The organism is Microbacterium sp. SYP-A9085 (assembly GCF_009649635.1).
In the GTDB taxonomy this organism is placed as follows: Bacteria; Actinomycetota; Actinomycetes; order Actinomycetales; family Microbacteriaceae; genus Microbacterium.
The window spans coordinates 476,413-497,405 of the sequence record NZ_WJII01000001.1; the positions used below are offsets into that span (position 1 = coordinate 476,413).

Annotated in this window: 20 protein-coding genes; 9 read left to right on the forward strand and 11 right to left on the reverse strand. The window is 69.8% G+C overall.

Annotated features, from left to right (window positions below; all coding sequences use genetic code 11):
* Positions 1–7: 7 nt before the first annotated feature.
* From GH740_RS02335 to GH740_RS02350, 4 genes are all read right to left on the reverse strand, one after another.
* Positions 8–1,081 carry a replication initiator gene (locus GH740_RS02335; RefSeq protein WP_367640361.1) on the reverse strand — a complete coding sequence of 358 codons (1,074 nt, stop codon included), beginning with the start codon at positions 1,079–1,081 and terminating at the stop codon, positions 8–10.
* A gap of 285 nt (positions 1,082–1,366) precedes the next feature.
* Positions 1,367–1,891, reverse strand: coding sequence for a flavin reductase family protein (locus GH740_RS02340; protein ID WP_153744458.1), 525 nt, complete (start codon positions 1,889–1,891; stop codon positions 1,367–1,369).
* On the reverse strand, positions 1,888–3,090 hold the full coding sequence (locus GH740_RS02345) for an acyl-CoA dehydrogenase family protein (RefSeq protein WP_172978256.1): 1,203 nt from the start codon (positions 3,088–3,090) through the stop codon (positions 1,888–1,890). Before GH740_RS02345 ends, GH740_RS02340 begins: the two co-directional genes overlap by 4 nt.
* 128 nt (positions 3,091–3,218) lie before the next feature.
* Positions 3,219–4,166: a LysR family transcriptional regulator gene (locus GH740_RS02350; RefSeq protein ID WP_172978257.1), complete on the reverse strand. Its 948-nt coding sequence runs from the start codon at positions 4,164–4,166 to the stop codon at positions 3,219–3,221.
* A 207-nt stretch (positions 4,167–4,373) separates the two neighbouring features.
* Here GH740_RS02350 and GH740_RS02355 point away from each other — a divergent pair, with 207 nt between their 5' ends.
* The gene (locus GH740_RS02355; protein WP_153744461.1) at positions 4,374–5,633 is read left to right on the forward strand and encodes an ABC transporter substrate-binding protein; all 1,260 of its coding nucleotides are present in this window, start codon (positions 4,374–4,376) and stop codon (positions 5,631–5,633) included.
* A 79-nt stretch (positions 5,634–5,712) separates the two neighbouring features.
* On the opposite strand, the gene GH740_RS02360 is transcribed toward GH740_RS02355, so the two are convergent.
* Both GH740_RS02360 and GH740_RS02365 read right to left on the reverse strand, forming a co-directional pair.
* Positions 5,713–6,564 carry a transposase gene (locus GH740_RS02360; RefSeq protein ID WP_153744462.1) on the reverse strand — a complete coding sequence of 284 codons (852 nt, stop codon included), beginning with the start codon at positions 6,562–6,564 and terminating at the stop codon, positions 5,713–5,715.
* A 4-nt stretch (positions 6,565–6,568) separates the two neighbouring features.
* Positions 6,569–7,588 carry an LLM class flavin-dependent oxidoreductase gene (locus GH740_RS02365; RefSeq protein ID WP_172978258.1) on the reverse strand — a complete coding sequence of 340 codons (1,020 nt, stop codon included), beginning with the start codon at positions 7,586–7,588 and terminating at the stop codon, positions 6,569–6,571.
* Positions 7,589–7,691: 103 nt separating this feature from the next.
* Between GH740_RS02365 and GH740_RS02370 the strand changes: the two genes are divergently transcribed.
* A complete protein-coding gene (locus GH740_RS02370; protein WP_172978259.1) occupies positions 7,692–8,573 on the forward strand; it encodes an alpha/beta hydrolase in 882 nt (293 codons plus the stop codon).
* A 6-nt stretch (positions 8,574–8,579) separates the two neighbouring features.
* Here GH740_RS02370 and GH740_RS14270 read toward each other — a convergent pair whose 3' ends face one another.
* Entirely contained in the window at positions 8,580–9,188 is a 609-nt protein-coding gene (locus tag GH740_RS14270; protein WP_367640365.1) for a hypothetical protein, read from the reverse strand.
* A 139-nt stretch (positions 9,189–9,327) separates the two neighbouring features.
* Positions 9,328–9,720: a (deoxy)nucleoside triphosphate pyrophosphohydrolase gene (locus GH740_RS02380; RefSeq protein WP_153744465.1), complete on the reverse strand. Its 393-nt coding sequence runs from the start codon at positions 9,718–9,720 to the stop codon at positions 9,328–9,330.
* 277 nt (positions 9,721–9,997) lie between these two features.
* Here GH740_RS02380 and GH740_RS02385 point away from each other — a divergent pair, with 277 nt between their 5' ends.
* The 4 genes from GH740_RS02385 (at position 9,998) to GH740_RS02400 (ending at position 14,755) form a co-directional block, all read left to right on the forward strand.
* Positions 9,998–11,524, forward strand: a complete 1,527-nt coding sequence (locus tag GH740_RS02385; protein ID WP_153744466.1) for a sugar transferase — start codon at positions 9,998–10,000, stop codon at positions 11,522–11,524.
* A gap of 202 nt (positions 11,525–11,726) precedes the next feature.
* Entirely contained in the window at positions 11,727–12,410 is a 684-nt protein-coding gene (locus GH740_RS02390) for a hypothetical protein (RefSeq protein ID WP_153744467.1), read from the forward strand.
* Positions 12,411–12,416: 6 nt separating this feature from the next.
* The gene (locus tag GH740_RS02395; RefSeq protein ID WP_367640368.1) at positions 12,417–13,727 is read left to right on the forward strand and encodes an MFS transporter; all 1,311 of its coding nucleotides are present in this window, start codon (positions 12,417–12,419) and stop codon (positions 13,725–13,727) included.
* 8 nt (positions 13,728–13,735) lie between these two features.
* The gene (locus tag GH740_RS02400) at positions 13,736–14,755 is read left to right on the forward strand and encodes a hypothetical protein (protein ID WP_216644888.1); all 1,020 of its coding nucleotides are present in this window, start codon (positions 13,736–13,738) and stop codon (positions 14,753–14,755) included.
* Here GH740_RS02400 and GH740_RS02405 read toward each other — a convergent pair whose 3' ends face one another.
* On the reverse strand, positions 14,756–15,178 hold the full coding sequence (locus GH740_RS02405) for a VanZ family protein (RefSeq protein ID WP_172978260.1): 423 nt from the start codon (positions 15,176–15,178) through the stop codon (positions 14,756–14,758).
* Between the two features lie 200 nt (positions 15,179–15,378).
* Here GH740_RS02405 and GH740_RS02410 point away from each other — a divergent pair, with 200 nt between their 5' ends.
* The 3 genes from GH740_RS02410 (at position 15,379) to GH740_RS02420 (ending at position 18,847) form a co-directional block, all read left to right on the forward strand.
* A complete protein-coding gene (locus GH740_RS02410; RefSeq protein ID WP_172978261.1) occupies positions 15,379–16,950 on the forward strand; it encodes a DUF4082 domain-containing protein in 1,572 nt (523 codons plus the stop codon).
* Between the two features lie 143 nt (positions 16,951–17,093).
* On the forward strand, positions 17,094–17,924 hold the full coding sequence (locus GH740_RS02415) for a glycosyltransferase family 2 protein (RefSeq protein ID WP_153744470.1): 831 nt from the start codon (positions 17,094–17,096) through the stop codon (positions 17,922–17,924).
* Complete coding sequence (locus GH740_RS02420) at positions 17,921–18,847, forward strand: glycosyltransferase family 2 protein (protein WP_153744471.1); 927 nt, start codon at positions 17,921–17,923, stop codon at positions 18,845–18,847. Before GH740_RS02415 ends, GH740_RS02420 begins: the two co-directional genes overlap by 4 nt.
* An 8-nt stretch (positions 18,848–18,855) precedes the next feature.
* Here GH740_RS02420 and GH740_RS02425 read toward each other — a convergent pair whose 3' ends face one another.
* A complete protein-coding gene (locus GH740_RS02425; RefSeq protein WP_172978262.1) occupies positions 18,856–20,106 on the reverse strand; it encodes an O-antigen ligase family protein in 1,251 nt (416 codons plus the stop codon).
* Between the two features lie 71 nt (positions 20,107–20,177).
* Positions 20,178–20,990, reverse strand: coding sequence for a hypothetical protein (locus GH740_RS02430; protein ID WP_153744473.1), 813 nt, complete (start codon positions 20,988–20,990; stop codon positions 20,178–20,180).
* Positions 20,991–20,993 lie beyond the last annotated feature (3 nt).

Below are 20,993 nucleotides of genomic sequence, written 5' to 3' on the forward strand. Positions count from 1 at the left end.
TCCCGCGTCATGGCGCGGCCCAGCCGCGCGCAACCAACTCACGACGCGACCGCGCCGCAAGATCCTCAAGCGGCGCCGGCACGACCGCCGGCGCACCGGCGCCCGCCTCGTCCCGCGCCCGCGACTCCCACCAAACGCGCCGCAGTCGCCGCTGCACCGTCCGCGTCAACCCCGTGAACGACCAACCCGTGCGGTGCTTCGTGCGCCGCGATGCGGACACCACCTGCGACCGGGACCCGTACCGTTGATGCACCAGGCTCGAGCAGCTCTGCGGCACGCAGTCACGCCCGCACCGCATCCGCCGTGCCGCATCACCGAGCGCCACCTGATGCCGCCACACCGCCAAGGGGACCTCGCCCGCGCCCGTGGCCACGTCCTTGAGCACGTAGTTCAGCGCCTTGGACAAGTACCAGATCGTCTTGGCACCGTCGCCGTCCGCCCGGAACGCGTCACACTTCGCCTGCGCGCCCCACTCCACAACCGTGCCGTTGATCCGTGACACCGCCGTCGCCGACTGCGCCGCCACCCGCAGCGCGTCCGCACTCGGCGCCTCCAGCCGTGCGACCCGCACCAGCGCGTGAACGTGCAGCACACCGCGGTCCTGCCACTCCCGCACGATGAAGTACTCCAACGAGTCCCACCGGTCCCGCAGCCGCCGCCGTGTCCGATCCCACAACACGCCCGCGTCCCGGTTCCAGGCCACCTGTCCCGCGTAGTCATAAGTGGCGGGGTCCAGCGGCACTCCCCGCAGCGCGGCATCCCTGGCCGTGTGTGTCGCACCGCACCCGCAACGATCCGGCCGTCCGCCGCCCTCACGCGGCACCCGATGCACCCGCCCGAATGACGGCGCGGTCAGCGTCAGCAGGTAGAACCGGAACCGCTCAACCGGACCATCGAACACGCCCGAACGCGCAATCGCCGCCCAATCACCCCGGTAGAGCTCCCCGCACGACTTGCACTTGGACTTGATCCGCGAGCCACAGCGCACCCACACACCGGTCGCCGTCTTGACGGGGCTCGAGCACCCGCGTTCGAGAATCGCGGCCCGAGCCGCTTTGTCCTCGGGAGTGTGTTCCGCCATAGCGGGCCCACACCGGCAGTTCGCCTGAAAATCGTGAGGTCACGGGATCGACGCCCGTCGGAGCCACGGAGACCCTCGCGTGGCTTCTACACGCGGGGGTTTCTTCATTCCGGCCGGCACCGCCGGTCGCGAGGGCAGGCAATGCGGCGAGAACAGGCCGATTCTCGGCTGAAACCGCCTGTTTCGGCTCCATCGCCTGTTTACGCCGCGGCTGCGGACCCTGTCGTCCCGCGCAGCCAAACGCGCCCCGCCGACGCAGGGTCGGGGGGCGCGCTTGATCGGAGGTCACGCGCTCTGGGATCCGGCGAGCTCGGGAACCCGGACGACGGAGTCCGGCGCGAGCCGGTGCCAGGTGCGGTTGCGGTAGACGAGCCCATCGTCCGGTTCTCCACTGCCCGACGCCGACTCGATCGCCGTGCCGACGAACACGGTGGACCCTCCCGCGTCGATGCGGTGCAGAATCCGTGCTCGCAGCCACGTGTGCACGTCGTTGAACACAGGTTCCCCGGTGGGCAGCCGCCGCCAGCGCGTGGTGTCCGCGAAGCGGTCCGCTCCCCTGTGCGCACCGAGGATCGCAAGATCGAGGTTGTCAGCCGCCAGGAGGTGGACGACGACGGTGTCCGCCAGCCGCAGGCTCAGCGCGCTGGAGCTGAGCGCTGACACCGAGAACATCAGGAGGGGAGGATCCGCGCTGACCGCCGATACCGAGGAGGCGGTGAACGCGACCGGGTCACCGGGATCCGCGGTGATCAGCGCGACCCCGCTGGGATGCAGCCGGAATGCCTGCTTGAAGTCGTCCGCGGAGATCATGAGGACACCGATGCCAGGTGCCGCATGGCGTTCTGACGCCAATTGAGCGTGACATGGTGGGACACCATCTCGATGTCGCGCTTGGCGAGCGAGACGGGGTGCTCCGCGCGGCCGGCGCGCGCGCCCACGAGCGAGAAGATCTGCTGCACGGCGCGCAGCGCGGTCCGGGCGACCAGCGCGTTGTCGCGCAGCTCCCTGGCTACGTTCTGCTCGGTGGACTCCACGCGCTGCCGGGCCCGTTCGGATGCCTCGAAGCTGCGCTTCTCGATGAGCAGGCGCGCCATCTCGATGTCGCCTTGGGCTTGTGCGAATTCCGTTGCGACGTAGTCCTGGTCGGCGAGGCGGACGGCGCCGCCCAGCGCGTTCGCAACCCGTGTGCTGCTTCCGACGGAGGCCGCGAAGTGCTCGGCGGCGCCCCACGCGGCGCCCACCGCGCACGAGGCGAAGGGGAACCGGCCGTTCGAGGGCCACGTCGCGTACATGGTGCTGAACGTGGGGTGCAGCGACCGCCGCTCCTTGAGCTTGCGCACGGTGTCCTTGGTGGCCTGGACCCGGTGTTCAGGAACGAACACATCGGTGACGGACATCGTGCGGCTGCCGGTTCCCCGCATTCCGGTGGGGAACCAGTCGTCCACCGTCTCCGCCTCGTCGTGGGGCACGAGGAACATGTGCCCTTCGCCGGCCTCGCCGACCGGCGCGTTGAAGATGAGCCATTCCGAGAAGTCGGAGCCGCTGCAAAAGCCCCAGCTGCCCGTCAGACGGTAGCCGCCGGGTACCTGCCTCACGGTGGCCTTGGGGTTCAGGTTCGTGTTGCCGGCGAGCGTGGCATAGGTGTTCTGGCCCCAGATCTCGTCCTGCACCTCCTCCGGGTAGGCGACGATGGCCATGTTGTCGGAGCTGAGGATCGAGAACACCCATGCGGTGGATGCGCACCCGCGTGCGAGTGTCATCGCGACCCGGGCGTGCTCATGCTCGCTGAGCTCGAGCCCGCCGTACTTCTTGGGCTTGAGGATGTGGAAGAACCCGGCGTCGCCGAGACGCCGGAAGGTGTCGTCCGAGATCCGACGCTCCGCGTCGACCTCGGCCGCCCGCTCCCGCAGCAGCGGGACCAGCTCTTCCGCTCGAGCGAGAAGGTCCTCGGCGGTGAGTGAGGGCGACGGCGCGGCGCGGTGCCCGGTGCTGAGTGTCTGGGTGTCCATCATGGCTCCCTCTCCGTGGCGACAGTGCCGACGGATTCGTCTGGATTGGTTGTCCCAGCCATGATGCGCACGCGGCCAATCCTCGGTCAAAGTGAACATTTCGAGGAATATGCACGGCCCAGTTGTAATTAGCGAGCAGGCCGCGGGAACTGTTCCCGGACGAGTTCCGCGAGGGCCTTCGCGCGTGGCGAGAGTTCCACGTCCTTGCACCAGGCGAACACGACCGACACGGGCGGCGGTGGCGGGACGATGTCCTTCTCGACGATCGGCAGGCCTTCGTAACTGGTCTTGTTCTCCGGGCGCTGGACGAGGACGGCGTACGCGGTATCGGACCGGGCCACGATGGAGCGCGTCAGTTCGAACGCGTGCGTGCGGTGCCGGATGTTGGGGGTCAGGCCGCGTGCTTCGAACATGGTCATGGCGTACCGGGTGCTCGGTGTCTGGTCGAACAGGACCAGGGGCACGTCCGCGAGTTCCTCCAGCGTCACCGAGTCCGCCTGCGCGAGGGGATGATGAGCGCCGAACAGCGCATAGCCTCGGGCCTCGTAGAGCGGGAAGCTGTCCAGCCTGTCGGTGTCTCCCATGTCATACATCAGGGCCACATCGATCGTGCCGTTCTCGAGGGCTTCTTGGAGCTCGTCCTGGGCTCCGACCACGAAGTCGAGCGTGACACGAGGGTGACGGTCCTGGAATTCCTCGAGGAGCCGGGGCAGCAGGCTCGGAGAGAGGGTGACGAAGCAGCCGACGATGAGGGGGCCCACCAGGTCGTTCCCGTTCCCACGGACGGCGAAGTTGAGCTCCGCGACATCGTCCACGAGTCTCTTCGCACGGACGAGGACGAGGCGACCGGTTGAGGTGAGCGTCACTCCCTGCGCCCTGCGCCGGATGCACAGTTCCGTGCCCAACGCCCGTTCGAGCTCGGTGATGGATGCCGAGATCGCCGAGGGGGAGAACCGCAGTCGTCTCGCGGCGCCGCTGATCGTGCCCTCCTCGGCGGCGGCGATGAAGTGAGTGAGCTGACGGAAGGTGAGTTCTCCGGGGATGAACTCGCCGTCGGGTTCCGAGGCGTGCGACATGCAACCACCTATAGCACGGTTCAACCGTGCTTCTACATCGATTTGTTTCGATTGACCGCAGAATGCGGACCCGCCCATGATGGTGCCGGAGTGGTCGACACAGTCGGCTCCAACGAGGGAGCAGGCCCGACACTCGGAACCCGGCAAGGCGAGCGTGCGCGCTGCTTCACGCTGACGCTCGGTTGCCCAGAGCAGGAGGCGTGTCCCATGCAGATCAATCGTCGTTCCCGTCGCAGCATCGCGGTTCTGGCCGCCACCGCGGCATTCGCTGTGGTCCTCGCGGGGTGTTCCCGCGGGGCTCCGGCCGATGAGAAGAACCGGACGGAGGCGTCACCGGGCATCACCGACACGAGCCTCACCCTGGGCATCACCTCGCCGCTGTCGGGAAACGCCGCGGGCGTGGGAACCTGCGCGGTCGACGGGGCAGTCGCATACTTCGGGGCGAAGAACGCCGCCGGCGGCATTAAGTTCGGCGACGGGAAGACCCGCACCGTCCAGATCAAGGCCTACGACGACGGCTACGACCCGCAACGGGCGGCCGGGAACTTCCAGCAGATGAACGCGGACGGCGTCTTCGGCGCGGCGCTCAGCCTCGGAACGCCGACGAACCGGGCCTGGCGCGAGGCAGCGACCGCGGAGGAGTTCCCCCAGGTTCTGGTGCAGACCGGGGACCCGCTGTTCAGCGACCGCACGCAGAGCCCCTGGCAACTCGGGCTGATCCCCGTGTATCAGCAGGAAGGCAAGGCATTCGGTGAGATGCTCGCCGCTTCCGGCACGCGGCATTCCGTGGCCGTCCTGTTCCAGAACGATGACTTCGGGAAGGGATACCTCGAGGGCTTCAAGGAGGGGATCGCCGGCGCATCCAACGTCGAGATCGTGAAGGAGGCCGGGTTCGAGGCCACCGCCACCGACATCAACGCGCAGATCACCGATCTTGCGTCCACGAAGGCGGACGTGTTCCTCAACGCCATGTCCTCGCTCGCGCCACTGGTGATCGGCTCCCTGAAGCAGGCTGCGGCCGTCGGCTGGAAGCCGAGCCTGTTCCTGCCCTCGACCTCCTCGAGCCCGGCGTTGCTGACGCCGTCGGCAGCCATCGGCAACTTCCCGGCCATCTACACGACGGCGTCCTCTCAATCGATCGCGTCGCCGGCGGTCCAGCAGAGTCCGGACGGAAAGGCGTTCCTGGACGCCCTGCACAAGTACACGAAGCAGGACGGCATCCCGGCGTTCCCCCAGTGCCTGTGGAGCTGGATCGGCGCCGCAGTCCTGGAGGAGGCATTCCGGACGATGGAGCACCCCACCCGGGCGAGCTTCATGGAGGCGCTGCGGAGCATATCGGACTTCTCCGCGCCGTTCCTTCTCCCCGGGGGCGACATCGACACGACGAAGGACGATCTGCCGGCGATGAGCGGTGTCGTGATCCTGAAGCACAACGGATCGGGATACGAACCCGTCTCCGGCTCCTGATAGGAGGGGCGGGGCCGGTGGGACCTCCCCCGCGCCCCGCCCCCCCGTTCCGGATCGTGCCCCCTCGCGTCAGGTCGCGTCAGCCCTCTGCCTCGAGCAGCCTGCGTGCAGCGGCGAGAGCCTCCTCGGCGGCGGCGACCGCGGCCCCGGCGGCCGCCGTGCGCTCCTCGATGCCCGGGATGTCGGCCCGCGCGGCCTTGAGCAGCCCGCGCGTGCGCGCGAGCTCGGCCTCCAGTTCACCCGCCCGCCCGGTCAGCCGCTCGATGCGCCGGGCGGCATCGGAGGCGTCGCGGTCGGCGTCGGAGCGCGTGCGCTGCGCGCGCACGAGCTCCTGTTCGGCGTCGCGCACGGCACGCTCGGCCTTGCGGCGCTCCCGTCGGGCGTTCACCTCGTCGACCGGCGGCGCCACGGCCGGCGACGCCGTCAGATGCCCACCGCCCACCGCGGCGTCCACATCCAGCGGGAACGCGCTTGACGGCGCGAGTTCGCGGATCAGTCGGCCCGACGCGACGGCGAGTGCCGCATCCGGATCGAAGAAGGCGGCGGCGATCGTCTGCCGCACGGCCTCCACCGTGGACGGCGTGGCGCGTCCGCCGCGCGCGTGGGCCAGCGTCACGGCGTCGTCGGCGAGCCGGTTGGTCAGCGCGCGGCGCTGGCGCCCGAGCTGCGCGAGAGCCGGGGCGTCGAGTTCCCCCTGAGCCTCCCGCAGCTCCTGGGCCAACTGCAGCGCCTGGCCCAGGTCTGCGGCCCGCTCGCGGGCGAAGACGTTCACGATCCACGCGGCGATCGACGGCTTGCGCAGGGCGCGGATCTGCTCCGCCAGCGCGGGATCGGCGACCTCGGCGGCGAGGGCGTTCCGCGCCGCGACGAAGTCCTCCGCCGGACCGGTGTACAGCTCGGCGGCGATCTCGGCCAGTGACGCGTCGGACATCCGCTCAGCCTGCGAGCCGCGCCCGCACCGCGGGGATCACCTGCGTGTCGAAAAGGTCGATCGAGGCCAGCGCGTCGGCCACCGGCAGCGATCCCCAGCTGAATGCGCAGGCGACGTAATTCACGCCGGTCGCCTCGACCACGTGGGCGACCTGCTCGATCACGGCATCCACCGACCCCACAAAGAAGAGGTGGTCGGCGACGAGCCGGCGCAGGTCGGGCAGCGGCGGCTGGTCGACGCCGTGCTGCCGCCACAGCCACGTGAAGTTGTCGTAGTGATCGACGAACGCCGCCTCGGCCTGCTCCCACGCCTCGGCCTCGGTCGGCGCGACGAAGACGTGACGCAGCACGCCGAACCGCGGGTGCTTGCCCGTCGAGGCCATGCCCGCGCGCGCCTCGAAATAGATGTCGCGGCGCTCGCGGATGATCTGCAGCGGCGGCGACTTGAACGCGAAACCGAAGATGGTGTTCTGCCCGTTCACCGCCGCGCGCTGGATCGATTCGGGATTGGATGTCGGGTACCACGTCGTGAACTCCCGCTGCACGGGCCGGATCGTCAGCGGATGCACCTGCCCGTCGTCGCGGTATTCGCCGGTCTGCAGCGCCGCCAGGATCCGCGGCAGGAACGCGTCGTACCGCTCCTGCATCTGCTCCGGCGAATGGCCGAACATGCCCGCCTCGACCGGCGACGAGCCTTTCCCGATGCCGAGCTCGAGCCGGCCGTGCGAGAGCTGGTCGATCATCGCGATCTCCTCGGCCAGCCGCAGGGGCTCGTACAGCGGCACCACGAACGTCATCGGCGCCAGCCTGATGCGCTCCGTCTCGCGCGCCAGGGCCGCCGCGAAGAGGCCGGGGGAGGCGGCCAGCCCGAGTGTCGTGCCGTGGTGCTCGGCGATGTGGTATCGCTCGAAGTCGCCGTGATCGGCGCGGCGTGCGAGCGCGATCCTGTCGTCATAGGTCTCGGCGATGCTGCGGCCGCGCGCGACATCCACCCAATCGAACACACCGAATTCGAGATCCACCACTGCGCCGGCTCCTTTGCTACTCGCCCTCAGTCTGCCGCACATCCCGCACCGGCCCGGCCGTCCGCGTATCGTCGGTGCGGACACGTGGATGACGGAGGACCGGATGGCAGACACCCTTGCCCAGCGCCGCCGGGCGCTGCAGGCGCTCGGCACCGCGATAGTGCCCGAGATGGTGGCGGGCACGATCGCGCTCACGGCGCCGGACATCGACCCGGCGATCTACGACGGCGTCGACGTCGTGATGGATGTGCACTACGGCCCGCACGCGCGGAATGTGCTGGACGTCTACCGCCCCGCCGGCGGCAGCGGGCGGCCGGTGCTCGTGTACGTGCACGGGGGCGGGTTCGTGCGCGGGGCGAAGGACTCCGACGACACGCCGTATTTCGCGAACCTGGGGTCGTGGGCCGTGCAGCAGGGCTGGGTGGCCGTCGTGATCAACTACCGGCTGGCACCGGAGTCCACGTATCCGTCGGGGGCCGAGGATGTCGCGGCCGCCATCACCTGGACGGTGGACGAGATCGCCGCCCACGGTGGGGACCCCGCGCGGATCTTCCTCGCGGGCCAGTCCGCCGGGGCCATGCACGCCGCCGACTACGTCGTCGGTCACGGCGGGTTCGGGCCGCACGGCCGCGCCCTGGCCGGCGCGATCCTGGTGTCCTGCCTGTACGACGTCCCCCGCGCGGCGCCTGCCGAGACGCCGCACGTGTACTGGGGCGGGGACGCCGCCGCATGGGACGCCTGCTCGACGCTGCCGGGCCTGCTGCAGACCGAGCTGCCGCTGCTGCTGACGGTGAGCGAGTTCGACGACCGGGAGTTCCAGGATCAGGCTGCGCTGTTCGTCGCGGCGTGGCACGCGCGGCACGGCACGTATCCCCCGATGCACCGGCTGGACGGGCAGAACCACCTCACGCCGGTGTACGCCGTCGGCTCGCGCTGGGACGTGCTCGGCCCCCTGCTCGCCCGCTTCGTCGACGCGAACCGGTAGACCGGCTCAGGTTGCGGCAACCTCGCCGACGAGAGTGACGACGCCGCCCTCGAGGACGCCGGAGAACCGGTAGTCGCCCCACCGCGTCGCACCCGAGTGGTTGTGGTCCACGGCATCCCAGTCCCATCCCGCGACCGGCCGGGGGTCGCCGCACTGCGGCGGGTAGGAGTCCATCACTATCGTGCAGAACACGGGGCCGTCGCCGGTGTCGAGGACCATTCCGGTGAAAGCGCGCACCGGCCCCACCAGCGCGACGACGAGCGCGAGCGCGGCGAGCACGAGGGCTGCGGGAGTCATCGTGAACCGCTCCGGCCGGGAACGGGATGCCGCGTTCATCACGATGCCGAGCGCGAGCATGCCGAACACGACCCACATCGCCACAGCGGACACCGCCGCCGGGACGACATCCACCACCCCGCTGCGATCGAGCGCTATCAGCGCCATGACCGCATAGATGAGCAGGGAGACCACGGAGCCGATGCGGTACCGGCGCGGGAGGACGCCCGGGTGCTGTCCGCCCCAGGCGAACCGGCCCCATGGGGCGCCGAGGGCGAGCGCCAGCTGAAAGGCGGCGAGGACGGCGATGAGTGCAGCGAACACAAGTGCGAGGGCCACGATCGGAGCCTATCGAATCGACGCGGCGTGACGCGAAACGGCGTGGCCAGAACAGGCGATGGGGCGAGAACAGGCTGATTCTGCAGATTTCCGCCTGTTCTCGCCCCGTTGCCTGTTTCCGCGACCAGGACGCCGCGGGCTACAGCTCGCCCGCGGCGAGCTGCGCCACCATCGGCAGGTCGGGCGCCGCCCAGTCCAGAGCGGGGAGCTCCGCGGGTCGCACCCACGCGAGCCGGTCGTGGTCCGTACTGGCATCCGGCCGCGGGCCGGTCAGGGTCGCGCGCAGACAGGTGAGCCGGATGCCGCGACCGGCCACCTTCGTGACATCCGACCGGAGCACCTCGCCGACGCGGACGTCGACGCCGAGCTCCTCGCGGATCTCGCGGCGCAGCGCCTGCGCGGCCGTCTCCCCCGACTCGACCTTGCCGCCCGGGAATTCCCATTTCCCGGCGTCCGTGCCGGGGCCGCGCCGGCACACGAGCACGCGGTCGCCGTCGACGATCACCGCTGCGACGACGTCCAGGGCTCTCATCGAGGCATCGTCGCATGCCCGCGCGCACCGGATGCGGCGGCACACGCACAGTCCGCCAAGAAGTCTCGGATCGGGTATGTCGCAAACACTTCCGCTTCCGACGGTGTGCCTGTAGAGTGACTGCCATCGAGGCGGTGGGACGCCTCTGCACCGGCGGTGGGACGCCGGTGCGACTACTGGGGAAACAGGCGACGGCGACGTCGCCGGACATTACTGCTGGGGAGAGAATGTCTACTGGGGACGCGCTTTTGCGCGGGCGCATCTGCGCGTGGGTTCGATGACGGCTGTTGCACAGCCGACGGTCGGCATCGGTCGTGTTCTTCCGCGACCGATCGACTTCGACCGCAACTGGGAGGCTGCGGCCGCGCCGCGGCTTCAGCCGTCGCTGGAGCGGCGGCGCCTGTGGGAGCGCCGCTACCGGCGCTACCTGCGTGTCTCCGACGTCGTGACCGTGCTGGCCGCGACATCCCTCGCCGCCGCGGGCGCGATTGCCGCCGCGCCCGCGGCCGGCGACCTCTGGGCCATCGTGCGCATGCCGATGCTGACCGCGTTCGTCTGGATCGTGCTGCTGGCGCTGTTCGGCACACGGTCGGCGAACATCTTCGGGTCCGGCGCCACCGAGTACAAGCGGGTCGCGCACGCGACCGGACTGGCGTTCGGCATCGTCGCGATGACCTACGTGATCTTCCAGTGGCCGGGGGTGCGGCTCCAGTTGGTCGCGGCCCTGCCGCTGGGACTGTTCGCCGTCCTGATCGGGCGGTGGACGTGGCGGCGCTGGCTCATCCGCCAGCGCGCACGCGACCACTACACCTCGCGCACGCTGGTCACCGGCACGCGCACCGACGTCGAGTTCGTGATCAGGCAGCTGTTGCAGGACAGCAATCACGGGTTCACCATCGTCGGCGCCGCGACCGCAGACGGCGCACGCGAGCCCGTCGTGGTCGACGGCCGCATCGTTCCCGTTGTGGGGACGACGGGAACGGTGGCGGCCCGTGCGCGCGAACTGGAGGCCGACTCCGTCGTTGTGGCGAGCCAGTTGGACGGGGAGCCGGACTTCGTCAAACGCCTGAGCTGGGAGCTCGAGGGCGCGGCGGCCGAGCTCATCCTGTCCAGCCGGCTCGCCGACGTCGCGGGGCCGCGGATCTCGCTGCGCCCGGTGGACGGAATGCCGCTGATCCACGTCGCCATCCCCGAGTTCGAGGGCGGTCGACACCTGCTCAAGCGCACGATGGACATCGTCGTCGCGGTGCTCGCGCTCATCCCGATCACACTGATCGGCCTGCCGATAGCGCTGCTGATCAAGCTCGCCGACCGCGGGCCGGTGTTCTTCCGGCAGACCCGCGTGGGCCGCGACGGCACCGAGTTCAAGATCCTCAAGTTCCGCACGATGCAGGTGGATGCCGAAGCACAGCTGGCGGCGCTGCAGGATGCCAACGAAGCCGCCGGTCCCCTGTTCAAGCTGAAGAGCGACCCCCGGGTCACCAGGATCGGCGCGGTGCTGCGCAAATTCTCACTGGACGAGCTGCCGCAGTTCTGGAACGTGCTGGTCGGCGAGATGAGCGTGGTCGGCCCGCGTCCGCCGCTGCCGAGCGAAGTGACCGCGTACGGCGGGACCGTCTTCCGGCGTCTGTACATCAAGCCCGGGATCACCGGCCTGTGGCAGGTCAGCGGACGCAGCGACCTCTCCTGGGACGAGAGCGTGCGGCTGGACCTGCGGTACGTGGAGAACTGGTCAGTGATGACCGACCTCATGATCATGTGGCGAACCGCCCGCGTGATGGTCGATCCGAAAGGTGCCTATTGATACGGCGGTCGGCACCGCCGACCGATTCCAGACCGGATCCGCGGTCACTCTCCCCTCATCGGCATGGATGTACCCCTGGGGCCTGTGCTGACATCGTGGCCGCGGATCCCTGGGTGACAGCGATACAGTGTGCACGCGGCGAGGGCACGGGGAGGCGTCGCCGCATGGGGAACGCCTGGGAGCCGACGGGGAGCGGATCTCGATGACTGAGCAGAAGAGGACGTCGACGCTCACGCCGGCGATGAAGATCGTGATCGGCGTGGTCACCGTCCTGGTGATCGCCGGGGCCATCGTGGCGTCGGCGCTTGTCGGCGCGGGGAGTGCGCCGGATGCAGCCGCCACCGTCGCGGCGACGCCGCCGAGCGGGAGCCAGCCGGGCGGGTCCGCAACGGGGCCGCAGACGCCGGGCGCGGCATCCACCGCTCCCGGCCCTCCCACCCGGGGGCCGCTGCCACAGGCGACGCCCACCACCGGGTCGGAGGTGCTGCCGCCGACGGCCACGCCGAACGCCCGGCTGCCGAAGGTGACTCCGGCGCCGCCACTGGTGCCCGGGCCGCTGCCGACATCCGCGGCGCGCACCGGCGGGCTCGTGACGGGATTCCCGAGCCGCGTGATGGGGCCGGCCGCCACGTCGCCGGTGGTGTCCAGCTCGGTCGCGACGCAGGGCACGACAATGCAGGTGACCCTGGTGGCGGTGTACAGCGGGTCGCGCGACACCATCACGAGGCACTACGAGACGCTGTGGGCATCGTTGGGCCTGCGGCGCGGCCTGACCAGCGACGGCACCCTCGTCTACGCCGGCGCGCACGAGTCCGTCACGCTGGCGTTCGGGGCGTCGGGGACGGGCAACCGGTACACGCTCTACGGCGTGTTCCGGACGAAGTGAGGCCCGTTGTACATCTCCTTCACGAACAAGCCGAAGCCCCCGGACCTCGATGTCGGCGCGCGCCCGCACCGCGGGGTGCGGGCCGTGTCCTCGACGGTGGTGGCGTTCGGCATAGTGTCGATGGTCACCGACATCTCGTCGGAGTCGATCACGGCGGTGCTGCCGCTGTACGTGACCGCGTACCTCGGGATGTCGACAGTCGCGTACGGGTTCCTGGACGGGCTGTACCAGGGCGTGAGCGCGCTGGTGCGGATCGCCGGCGGCTACACGTCCGACCGGCTGGGCCAGCCGAAGTGGGTGGCGTTCGTCGGCTACGCGGTGGCCGCCGTGGCCCGCGTGGGACTGCTGTTCACCTCCGGCTTCGGTGCGCTGATCGCTGTGTTCTCGGCCGACCGGATCGGGAAGGGGATCCGCACCGCGCCGCGGGACGCCGTGATCACGGCCTCGTCGCGCGCCGACAACCTGGGGGTATCGTTCGGCGTGCATCGCACGCTCGACAACATCGGCGCGGCGGTCGGCCCGCTGATCGCGTTCTTCATCCTGCTGCTGATCCCCAACGGCTACGGCACCATCTTCGTGGCGTCGCTGGCGTTCGCGGTGATCGGCGTGACGATCCTCGGCCTTTTCGTGCCGAACGTGCGCACGAGGCCGCCGGCGGCATCCGTGCGCGCCGGCGGCACGCAGGCGAAGGCGCCGCGGGCGAAGGCGCCGCGGGCGAAGTTCGACTGGAGCGTCGTGACCGCTGGTGGGATGCGCCGGGTGCTGGCGGCGGCGGGGATCCTCGGGCTGCTGACGATCGGCGACGGCTTCGTGTACCTCGTGCTGCAGGCGCGCAGCGACTTCGCTGCGCAGTGGTTCCCGCTGCTGTACGTCGGCACGAACGTGGCGTTCCTCGCGCTCGCGATCCCGCTGGGGCGCCTGGCGGATCGCGTCGGCCGCGCCCGCGTCTTCGTATTCGGGCACGCCGGATTGCTGGCGGCGTACGTGGTGGCGGCCCTGCCGATCGCCGACGTCGCCGCCACGCTGCTGTGCCTCGCGTTCCTCGGGGCCTTCTACGCGGCGACCGACGGCGTCCTGGCGGCTCTGGCGGCGCAGTTGACGACACCCGAGACGCACGGGACCGGGATTGCGGCCGCCCAGACGGTGGTGGCGCTGTCGCGGTTCGTGTCGGCGGCGGGGTTCGGCATCCTCTGGTACGCCATCGGCCGTGAGGCGTCGATGTTCATCGTCTCGGGTCTGCTGGTCGTGGCGATCCCGTTGATAGCGCTGCTGCTGCGCCCGTACCTGTCCGCGCGCGGGCGGGAGACGGCGACGTGACTCCCCGGGTGAAATGGGTCCTCATCGCGGCGGTGTCCGTCCTCGCGCTGGGCGGCACCGCCGGGGCCGGCCTGTACGCGTGGGGGCAGTACCGGGGGCGCCAGGACGTGCCCTCCGCGGTGCAGACGACGACGTCCACCGGCTGGGCCCAGGGCGACCGGATCCTGTTCCGCAACACGGCCGCCGGTCAGGGCTACGGCCTGGTCGCGAGCGTCCCGCGGGACGACCCGAGCGGGCCGCGCGCCCTCACCGACATCCCGTGCGACCGGGTCGCAGCCACCGCGACGCTGCTGTCGTGCCTGCGTTCGGAGCGCGGCCTCACGCCCACGTACAACGCCCGGCTCTACGACGACGCGGGCGTCGAGCAGCTGCAGTGGCCGCTGCCGGGCGTGCCCAGCCGCACCCGGTTCTCGCCGGACGGGTCGCTCGTGGCGACGACGGCGTTCGTCACCGGGCACGCGTACGCGACGATCGGATTCTCGACCGAGACCGCGATCCGGAAGACGTCCGACGGGTCGAATTTCGGCAACCTCGAAGATTGGAAACTGTTCATCGACGGCACGCCCAGCGCGCCGTTCGACCGCAACTACTGGGGCATCACGTTCGTCGATGACCACACGTTCTACGCGACGGTCGGGATGACGACGGCCGGGGTCACCTACCTCGTGAAGGGCGACATGGACACCCGCACGATGCGGTCGGTCCTGAAGACGGTGGAGTGCCCGTCGCTCTCGCCGGACGGCACCCGGATAGCGTTCAAACGCGTGACCGGCGGCGCCGGACCCACCGTGCACTGGACGCCCGCGGTGTACGACCTGGCATCAGGGAAGGTCACGGTGCTGGATGTCGAGTCGCGCAGCGTCGACGACCAGATAGCGTGGCTCGACGACGACACGCTGCTGTACGGCCTCCCGAACCACACCCCGGGCGACTCGGATGTCTGGGAGTTGAAGGCCGACGGGGCGAGCGCGCCGAGGCTGTTCATCCCGCACGCGTGGTCACCGGCGGTGGTGGAGGCCGGCCCGTAATCATCGGCCGAGGCGGTCATCCCGGCGTCGTCGCCGCAGCACGAAGAGCCAGGCCAGGAGGGCGCCCACGGCGGCGCCGATGCTGTTCGAGATGACATCGCGCAGCGTCGCCTGCCGGTTCGGGATCAGGATCTGAGCGAGCTCCGCGACCGCCGACAGCACGACGGCGAGGAATGTCCCGTACCAGGGGTGGCGGAACAGCAGGGTGAGCAGGAACCCCATCGGCACGAACAGGATGATGTTCGCGGCGAACTCGATCCAGCCGGCACCGAAGCGCGCACCCGCATCCCCGGTGAACAACCGCCAGACGGCGGTGATGAGTGCGCCATAGGAGACCGGCAGCAGGAGTAAAGCGAGCACGGCGACGAGGTAGACAGTGAGCCCGATGAGGCTCCATCTCTGCGTGGTGCTGGGACGTCGCATCCTGCTCCTCGGGCGCGCCGGACGGAGTTTCTCCTTGAGCGCTGTGCGCTCTCCTGGGAACATTACAGCCACGGGAGGAGGCGATGAGGTTCCTCTCATACGTCAAGGTCGGCGCAGACAACTGGGCAATACTTCCAGAGACCTGGGAAACCGGGTCGCCCCATCCCCTCACAGATGTACCCCATCCCCCACAGATATATATGACACGCAAAGAAACACGCATAAAGAAGCTCATCCGCAAACGCCGTATCAAACTCAGCACCACACTCATCGCCGCTGCCTCCGTGGCGGCGGCAGGGTTCATCGTGGCGCCCGCCATCGCGACCAACGCGACCTCGACGAACGGCATCTTCGCCGACAGCCTGCAGCCGCAGGTCGCCGCCGACTCCGACCGCAGTGCCGTCGAGCTCGGTGTCCGGTTCAGCCCCCAGAAGCCGGGATCCGTCACCGCGCTGCAGTACTACCAGGGCCCCCGCGCCCACGGCGTGCAGCGTGCGACCCTCTGGTCCGGCCGCGGCACGGTGCTGGCGAGGGTCTCGTTCACGCCGACCACCGATGTCGGCTGGCGCACCATCGCGCTGGCCAAGCCGGTGGACCTCGCGGCGGGACAGACCTATGTCGTCTCGTACAACGCCCCGAAGGGCGGGTACCCGGTCACCGAGCGCGCGCTGTCGAAGGCGTCGTCCCAGAACGGGTTCGCGCTGCCGGCGAGCGCCGGCGTCTACCGCTACGGTGACGGGTCCGTCGTGCCCAGCAAGTCGTACAAGGGCTCGAACTACTTCGCCGACATAGTGTTCGCACCGAGCGGCTCGGACGGGCAGAAGCCGGTCGTCACGCCGACCCCGACGAGCACGCCCACTCCGACGCAGACGGCGACGCCCACGCCGACTCCGACGCAGACGGCGACGCCCACGCCGACCCCGACGCAGACGAGCACGCCGACGCCGACCCCGACGCAGACGAGCACGCCGACGCCCACGCCGCCGTCCGGTGGCATGTCGGTGCTGGGACGCCACTTCCCCGACTCCAGCACCACCGGTGTTCCCAGCGGAACGACCCTGACGAAGTACACCGGGCCGTGCACGATCAGCGAATCGAACGTCGTGATCGACAAGAAGACGATCGACTGCTACCTGCGCATCACCGGCAAGAACGTCACGATCAAGAACTCCGTGATCAACGGCGCCATCTACAGCAGCAAGGGCTCCTTCACGGTGACCGACAGTGACATCCGCCTGTCCGCCACAGAGGACACCGGCGTGGGCGAGGCGAACTTCACCCTGAACCGGGTGGAGGTCACCGGCGGCCGTCGCAGCGTCAACTGCGCCTCGAACTGCACGGTGCAGGCGTCGTACCTCCACGCGCAGGGCAAGGACCCGACAGGCACCGCCCACCAGTCCGCGATCCGGATGGGTGCGAACTCCGTGATCCGCGGCAACACCATCGCGTGCGACGCCCCGGAGTCCGCCCCGGCCGGCGGCTGCTCGGCGGCTCTGACCGGCTACGGTGACTTCGCCGTCGTCGAGAAGAACACCATCGACGGCAACCTGTTCCTGGCCAGTAACGCCGGGTACTGCGCCTACGGCGGGTCGAGCACGGGCAAGCCGTACTCGAACGGCGTCAACAACGTCAAGTTCACGAACAACGTCTGGCAGCGCGGCAAGACCGGTGTCTGCGGCATCTGGGGACCGATCGTCTCCTTCGTGCCGAACCTGCCCGGCAACGAGTGGACCAACAACGTCTACGACAACGGGACGACGATCAAGCCCTGATCCTCCCCCTCCCCGCGGCCCGGGGCGGATGACGGCACGAGTTTCCTCGTGGCCTGACCCGCCCCGGGTCTCGTCGTGTCCGGCACGAGCCGCTAGTCTGCTCCCAGGGCGCGCGGGGAGCGCCCTTCCGGGGAGGTCGGGCGTTGCCGAGTGTCATCATCGCCGCGCACAACGAGGAATCGGTGATCGAGGCGTGCCTCGACGCCCTCATGGTCGGGCGGACTCCGGGCGACCTGGAGATCGTCGTCAGCGCGAACGGCTGCACCGATCGCACGGCCACCGCGGCGGCGCGTCCCGGCGTGACGGTGATCGATCGCCCCGAGCCGGGAAAGGCGGCGGCCCTCAATGCGGGCGACGGCGCCGTCTCGTCGTTCCCCCGCGCCTATCTCGACGCCGACATCGTCGTGCCGCCGGGAGGTCTGGACGCCCTGATGCAGAAGGCGGCATCCCCGGACGCGGTCGCCGCCTACATTCCCCGCCGCAGAATCGACACCCGCGGGCGGCCGTGGCCGGTGCGCGCGTACTTCGCGATCAACGAACGACTTCCCGTGTTCCGCACGGGCCTGTTCGGACGCGGGCTCATCGTCCTGTCCCAGAGCGGTCGCGCACGTTTCGGGGCGTTCCCGGAGATCATCGCCGACGACCTCTTCCTCGATTCGCAGTTCCGTGACGAGGAGAAGCAGGAGGTGCCCGACGTCGTCGTCAGCGTCCAGGCCCCGTTCACGACCCGGGATCTCATCGGCCGTCTGGTGCGCGTCCGGCGCGGAAACACCGACCTGCGCACCCGGGTGGACAAGGTCCGCCCCAGTGATCGCTGGGCATGGCTGCGGGATGTCGTGATCCCGTATCCCCGGCTCGCTCCGGCAGCGGTCCCGTACGTCGTGATCACGCTGATCGCCGAGATCCGTTCCCGCCGACCGGCCGCCGCGGACGGCAGGTGGGTTCGCGATGAGAGCACACGGGGTGCGCGATGAGCCAGCCGCGCATCGCCGTGTGCGTGGTCACCTTCAACAGCGCGCCGCTCATCCGGGGCCTCATCGACTCGCTGCCTGCCGGTGCCGCAGGCACCCGGTGGGCCCTCGTCGTCGCCGACAACGCCTCGACCGACGACACGCTCGCCGAGCTGGCCCGGTGGGCGCCGTCGGCCGTCGTCGTGGAGACCGGGGCGAACCTCGGGTACGCGGGCGGCGTCAACGCCGCCATCGACGCCGCGGGCGAGCAGGACGCCTACCTCATCCTCAACGCTGATGTCCGGCTCGGCGAGGGATGCATCGCCGAGCTGTACGCGCAGCTGGACGATCGCACCGGAATCGCCGTCCCACGCCTCGTGGACGGGGACGGCACCCTCATCTGGTCGATGCGACGCGAACCCACACTGTCCCGGGTGTGGGCCGACGCGCTCATCGGGGCACGACGCGCCGGTCGCTCACTCGCCCTCGGGGAGGTCGTCACCGACACGTCGCTGTATGCGAAGCCGCGCGCCACCGACTGGGCGGAGGGATCCACGCAGCTGATCAGCGCCGAGTGCGTGCGCCGATGCGGCAGGTGGGACGAGTCGTATTTCCTGTACTCCGAGGAGACGGATTACCACCTGCGTGCGGGCGACGCCGGACTGCGGGTGCTGTATGTGCCGCAGGCGACCGCCCAGCATCTGAAAGGCGATTCCGCGGTGTCTCCGGCGCTGTGGTCCCTGCTCACGATCAATCGCGCGCGCCTGTATGCCCGCCGGCACGCCGCCGTGCCCGCGATCCTCTTCTGGCTCGCACTGGTCATCCGCGAGGGAAGTCGCGCAGCGCTCGGCCGGCGCACCAGCCGTGCCGCCCTGATCGACCTCCTCTCGCCGCGGCGGTGGCGGCAGCGCCGCGGCCCCGCGTGGCTTGCCGGTGTCCGCGTGTGATCTCAGAGCTATAGAGCGTCGTCGCGATCCCGGCGCGCGACGGCGCCGATGATCCCGAGCACGAGGAACAGCGTGCCCATCGTCATCGGGAATGCGAAGGTGTCGAAGAACGCCATGCTCACGAATCCGGCCAGCACGGCTCCGGACAGCGACGCGGCGAGGTCGCGGCTGCGGATATCGGTGACGCGGTCGGCATTGCGAGCCACGCGACGCATCTCCAGCATGGCGACGACCGCGACGGCCAGCAGGGCGGCGACGCCGATGAAACCGACGCTGACCAGCTGGACGAGATACTGGTTGTCGAAGATCCGGTACTTGGGAAGGAACGTGCCGAAGCCACGCCCGAACAGCGGATGCTCGGCGGTGAACGCCCACGCGAAGTCGAAGCTGTCGGTCCGCGAGGTGATGCTGGGATCGTCGGCGGGGTCGTTGAACAGGCCGATGATGATCTTCGTCATCCGCGGCCAGACGAGCGCGACCAGCGTGACGCCGATCACGGCGACGGAGACGACCCACCGCCGCAGCACCGGCGTCCACGCCAGAAGGCAGACCAGGACGCCGGCGACAGCGCACAGATACGCCGAGCGCGACCCCGAAATGCCGATCACGGCGGTCAGGGCGACGACACAGCCCCACCGCACGAACGCCGATCGCGCCGTCTGGTACAGGGCGGTGTGCAGGGCGAGCGGCAGGATCATCGCGAGGATGGCCCCGTACTCGATGGGGTGCGTCGCCGTGCCGTTCGGGCGCACCAGCCCGTTGCGGGAGGGGAGTCCGCCGCCGGAGAGCTCGGTGAGCCCGGGGATGTGGATGAGGTCAGTGAACGGCATCGCCGTCACGAACTGGGCCAGGCCCAGCACAGCAAGCAGCCCGCCCGCTACGGCGATCCGCCACACGAGATCATCGATCCGGCGCCGGCTGCGCACGAAGTCGGTCGCCAGCAGCAGCGTCCCGGTCCACGACAGCAGCGAGAGGACGGAGACATCGGCCGGGCTCATCTCGTCGAGGTTGATCGGGCGGGCCATTGCTATCGCATACGAGACGCAGCAGACGACGACGAGCGCGCCGGCCGCCCAGCGCAGGGGATAGAACCGCAGCTGCCTGGCCGGCCGGCGCCGCGTGACCACGAGGAGGAACCAGACGCACAGGCTCAGCAGTCCGATCAGCATCGACGGCGCGCCGGCGCTTCCGAGCGGACCTATCACGAATCGCGTCGGGACCGCGAGGAGCGCGAACAGGTAGAACGTCAGCCATGTCACGGCGTCCGGGGGGACGCTGCGCGGGGGCGGCCGTCTCCGCGTTTCAGCGGCGTCCTGGGTGACGGCGGCGCTCATGACGACGAGTCATGACGGGCGGCGGTCGCACCTCCCTGGTGCGCGGACACCATGGAACGCTCTTGAGCGCTGTCGCCGTCCTCGACATCCGCGGTGTCGTCGACCGGGAACCCGCTCTCCTCCTCCGACAGCTCGATCGGGCCCTCGGCAGTCGCGGCGTCCCCCCGGTGACGGCCGCGATCACGGGGAGAAACGGCGGCGCTGCGGTGACGCCGCCGCTCGACCACGGAGTCGACGGCGAGCGCGATGATGATGGCGGCGGCCAGGCCGCCGCCGATCTCGAGCACCAGCAGGCGGATCAGCGTCTGGTAGTCCGGCTCGGCCTCCGTGTCCATGGCGAGCTCCATGGACCGGACGGTGTCGGCGGGCTTCACGCCGACGTCCTTCTGCAGGTTCGCGAGCCGCTGTGAGACAGTGTCGGTCACGTAGGCGAGAGTGTCCAGGGCCCGCTTCTCGCCGTGGTCTTTCACATCGATAGCGACGACGCCACCGCGCGTCGTGTCATCGACGCTCAGCTGCGCTTCGGCATCCGGGGAGACGGATTTGAGCTCGTCGGCGAAGGCCGTGCTCGAGTAGGTTGCGACGAGCACCCGGGCGGTCAGATCGAGTCCGCCGAGCTGGAGGAACGGGTTCGCGCCGACGGCCTCCCCGGTCGCGGCCGGCGGGAGCAGCAGCACGAGTCCTCGGGCGGTGTAGTCGGGTGGGCTCGCGGTGTATACGAACCAGGCACCTCCGAGCGTGAGGATGACGCCGACGATCAGCACATACCAGCGACGCCCGAGCGCGCCCGAGATCTCGCGAATCCCCACAGC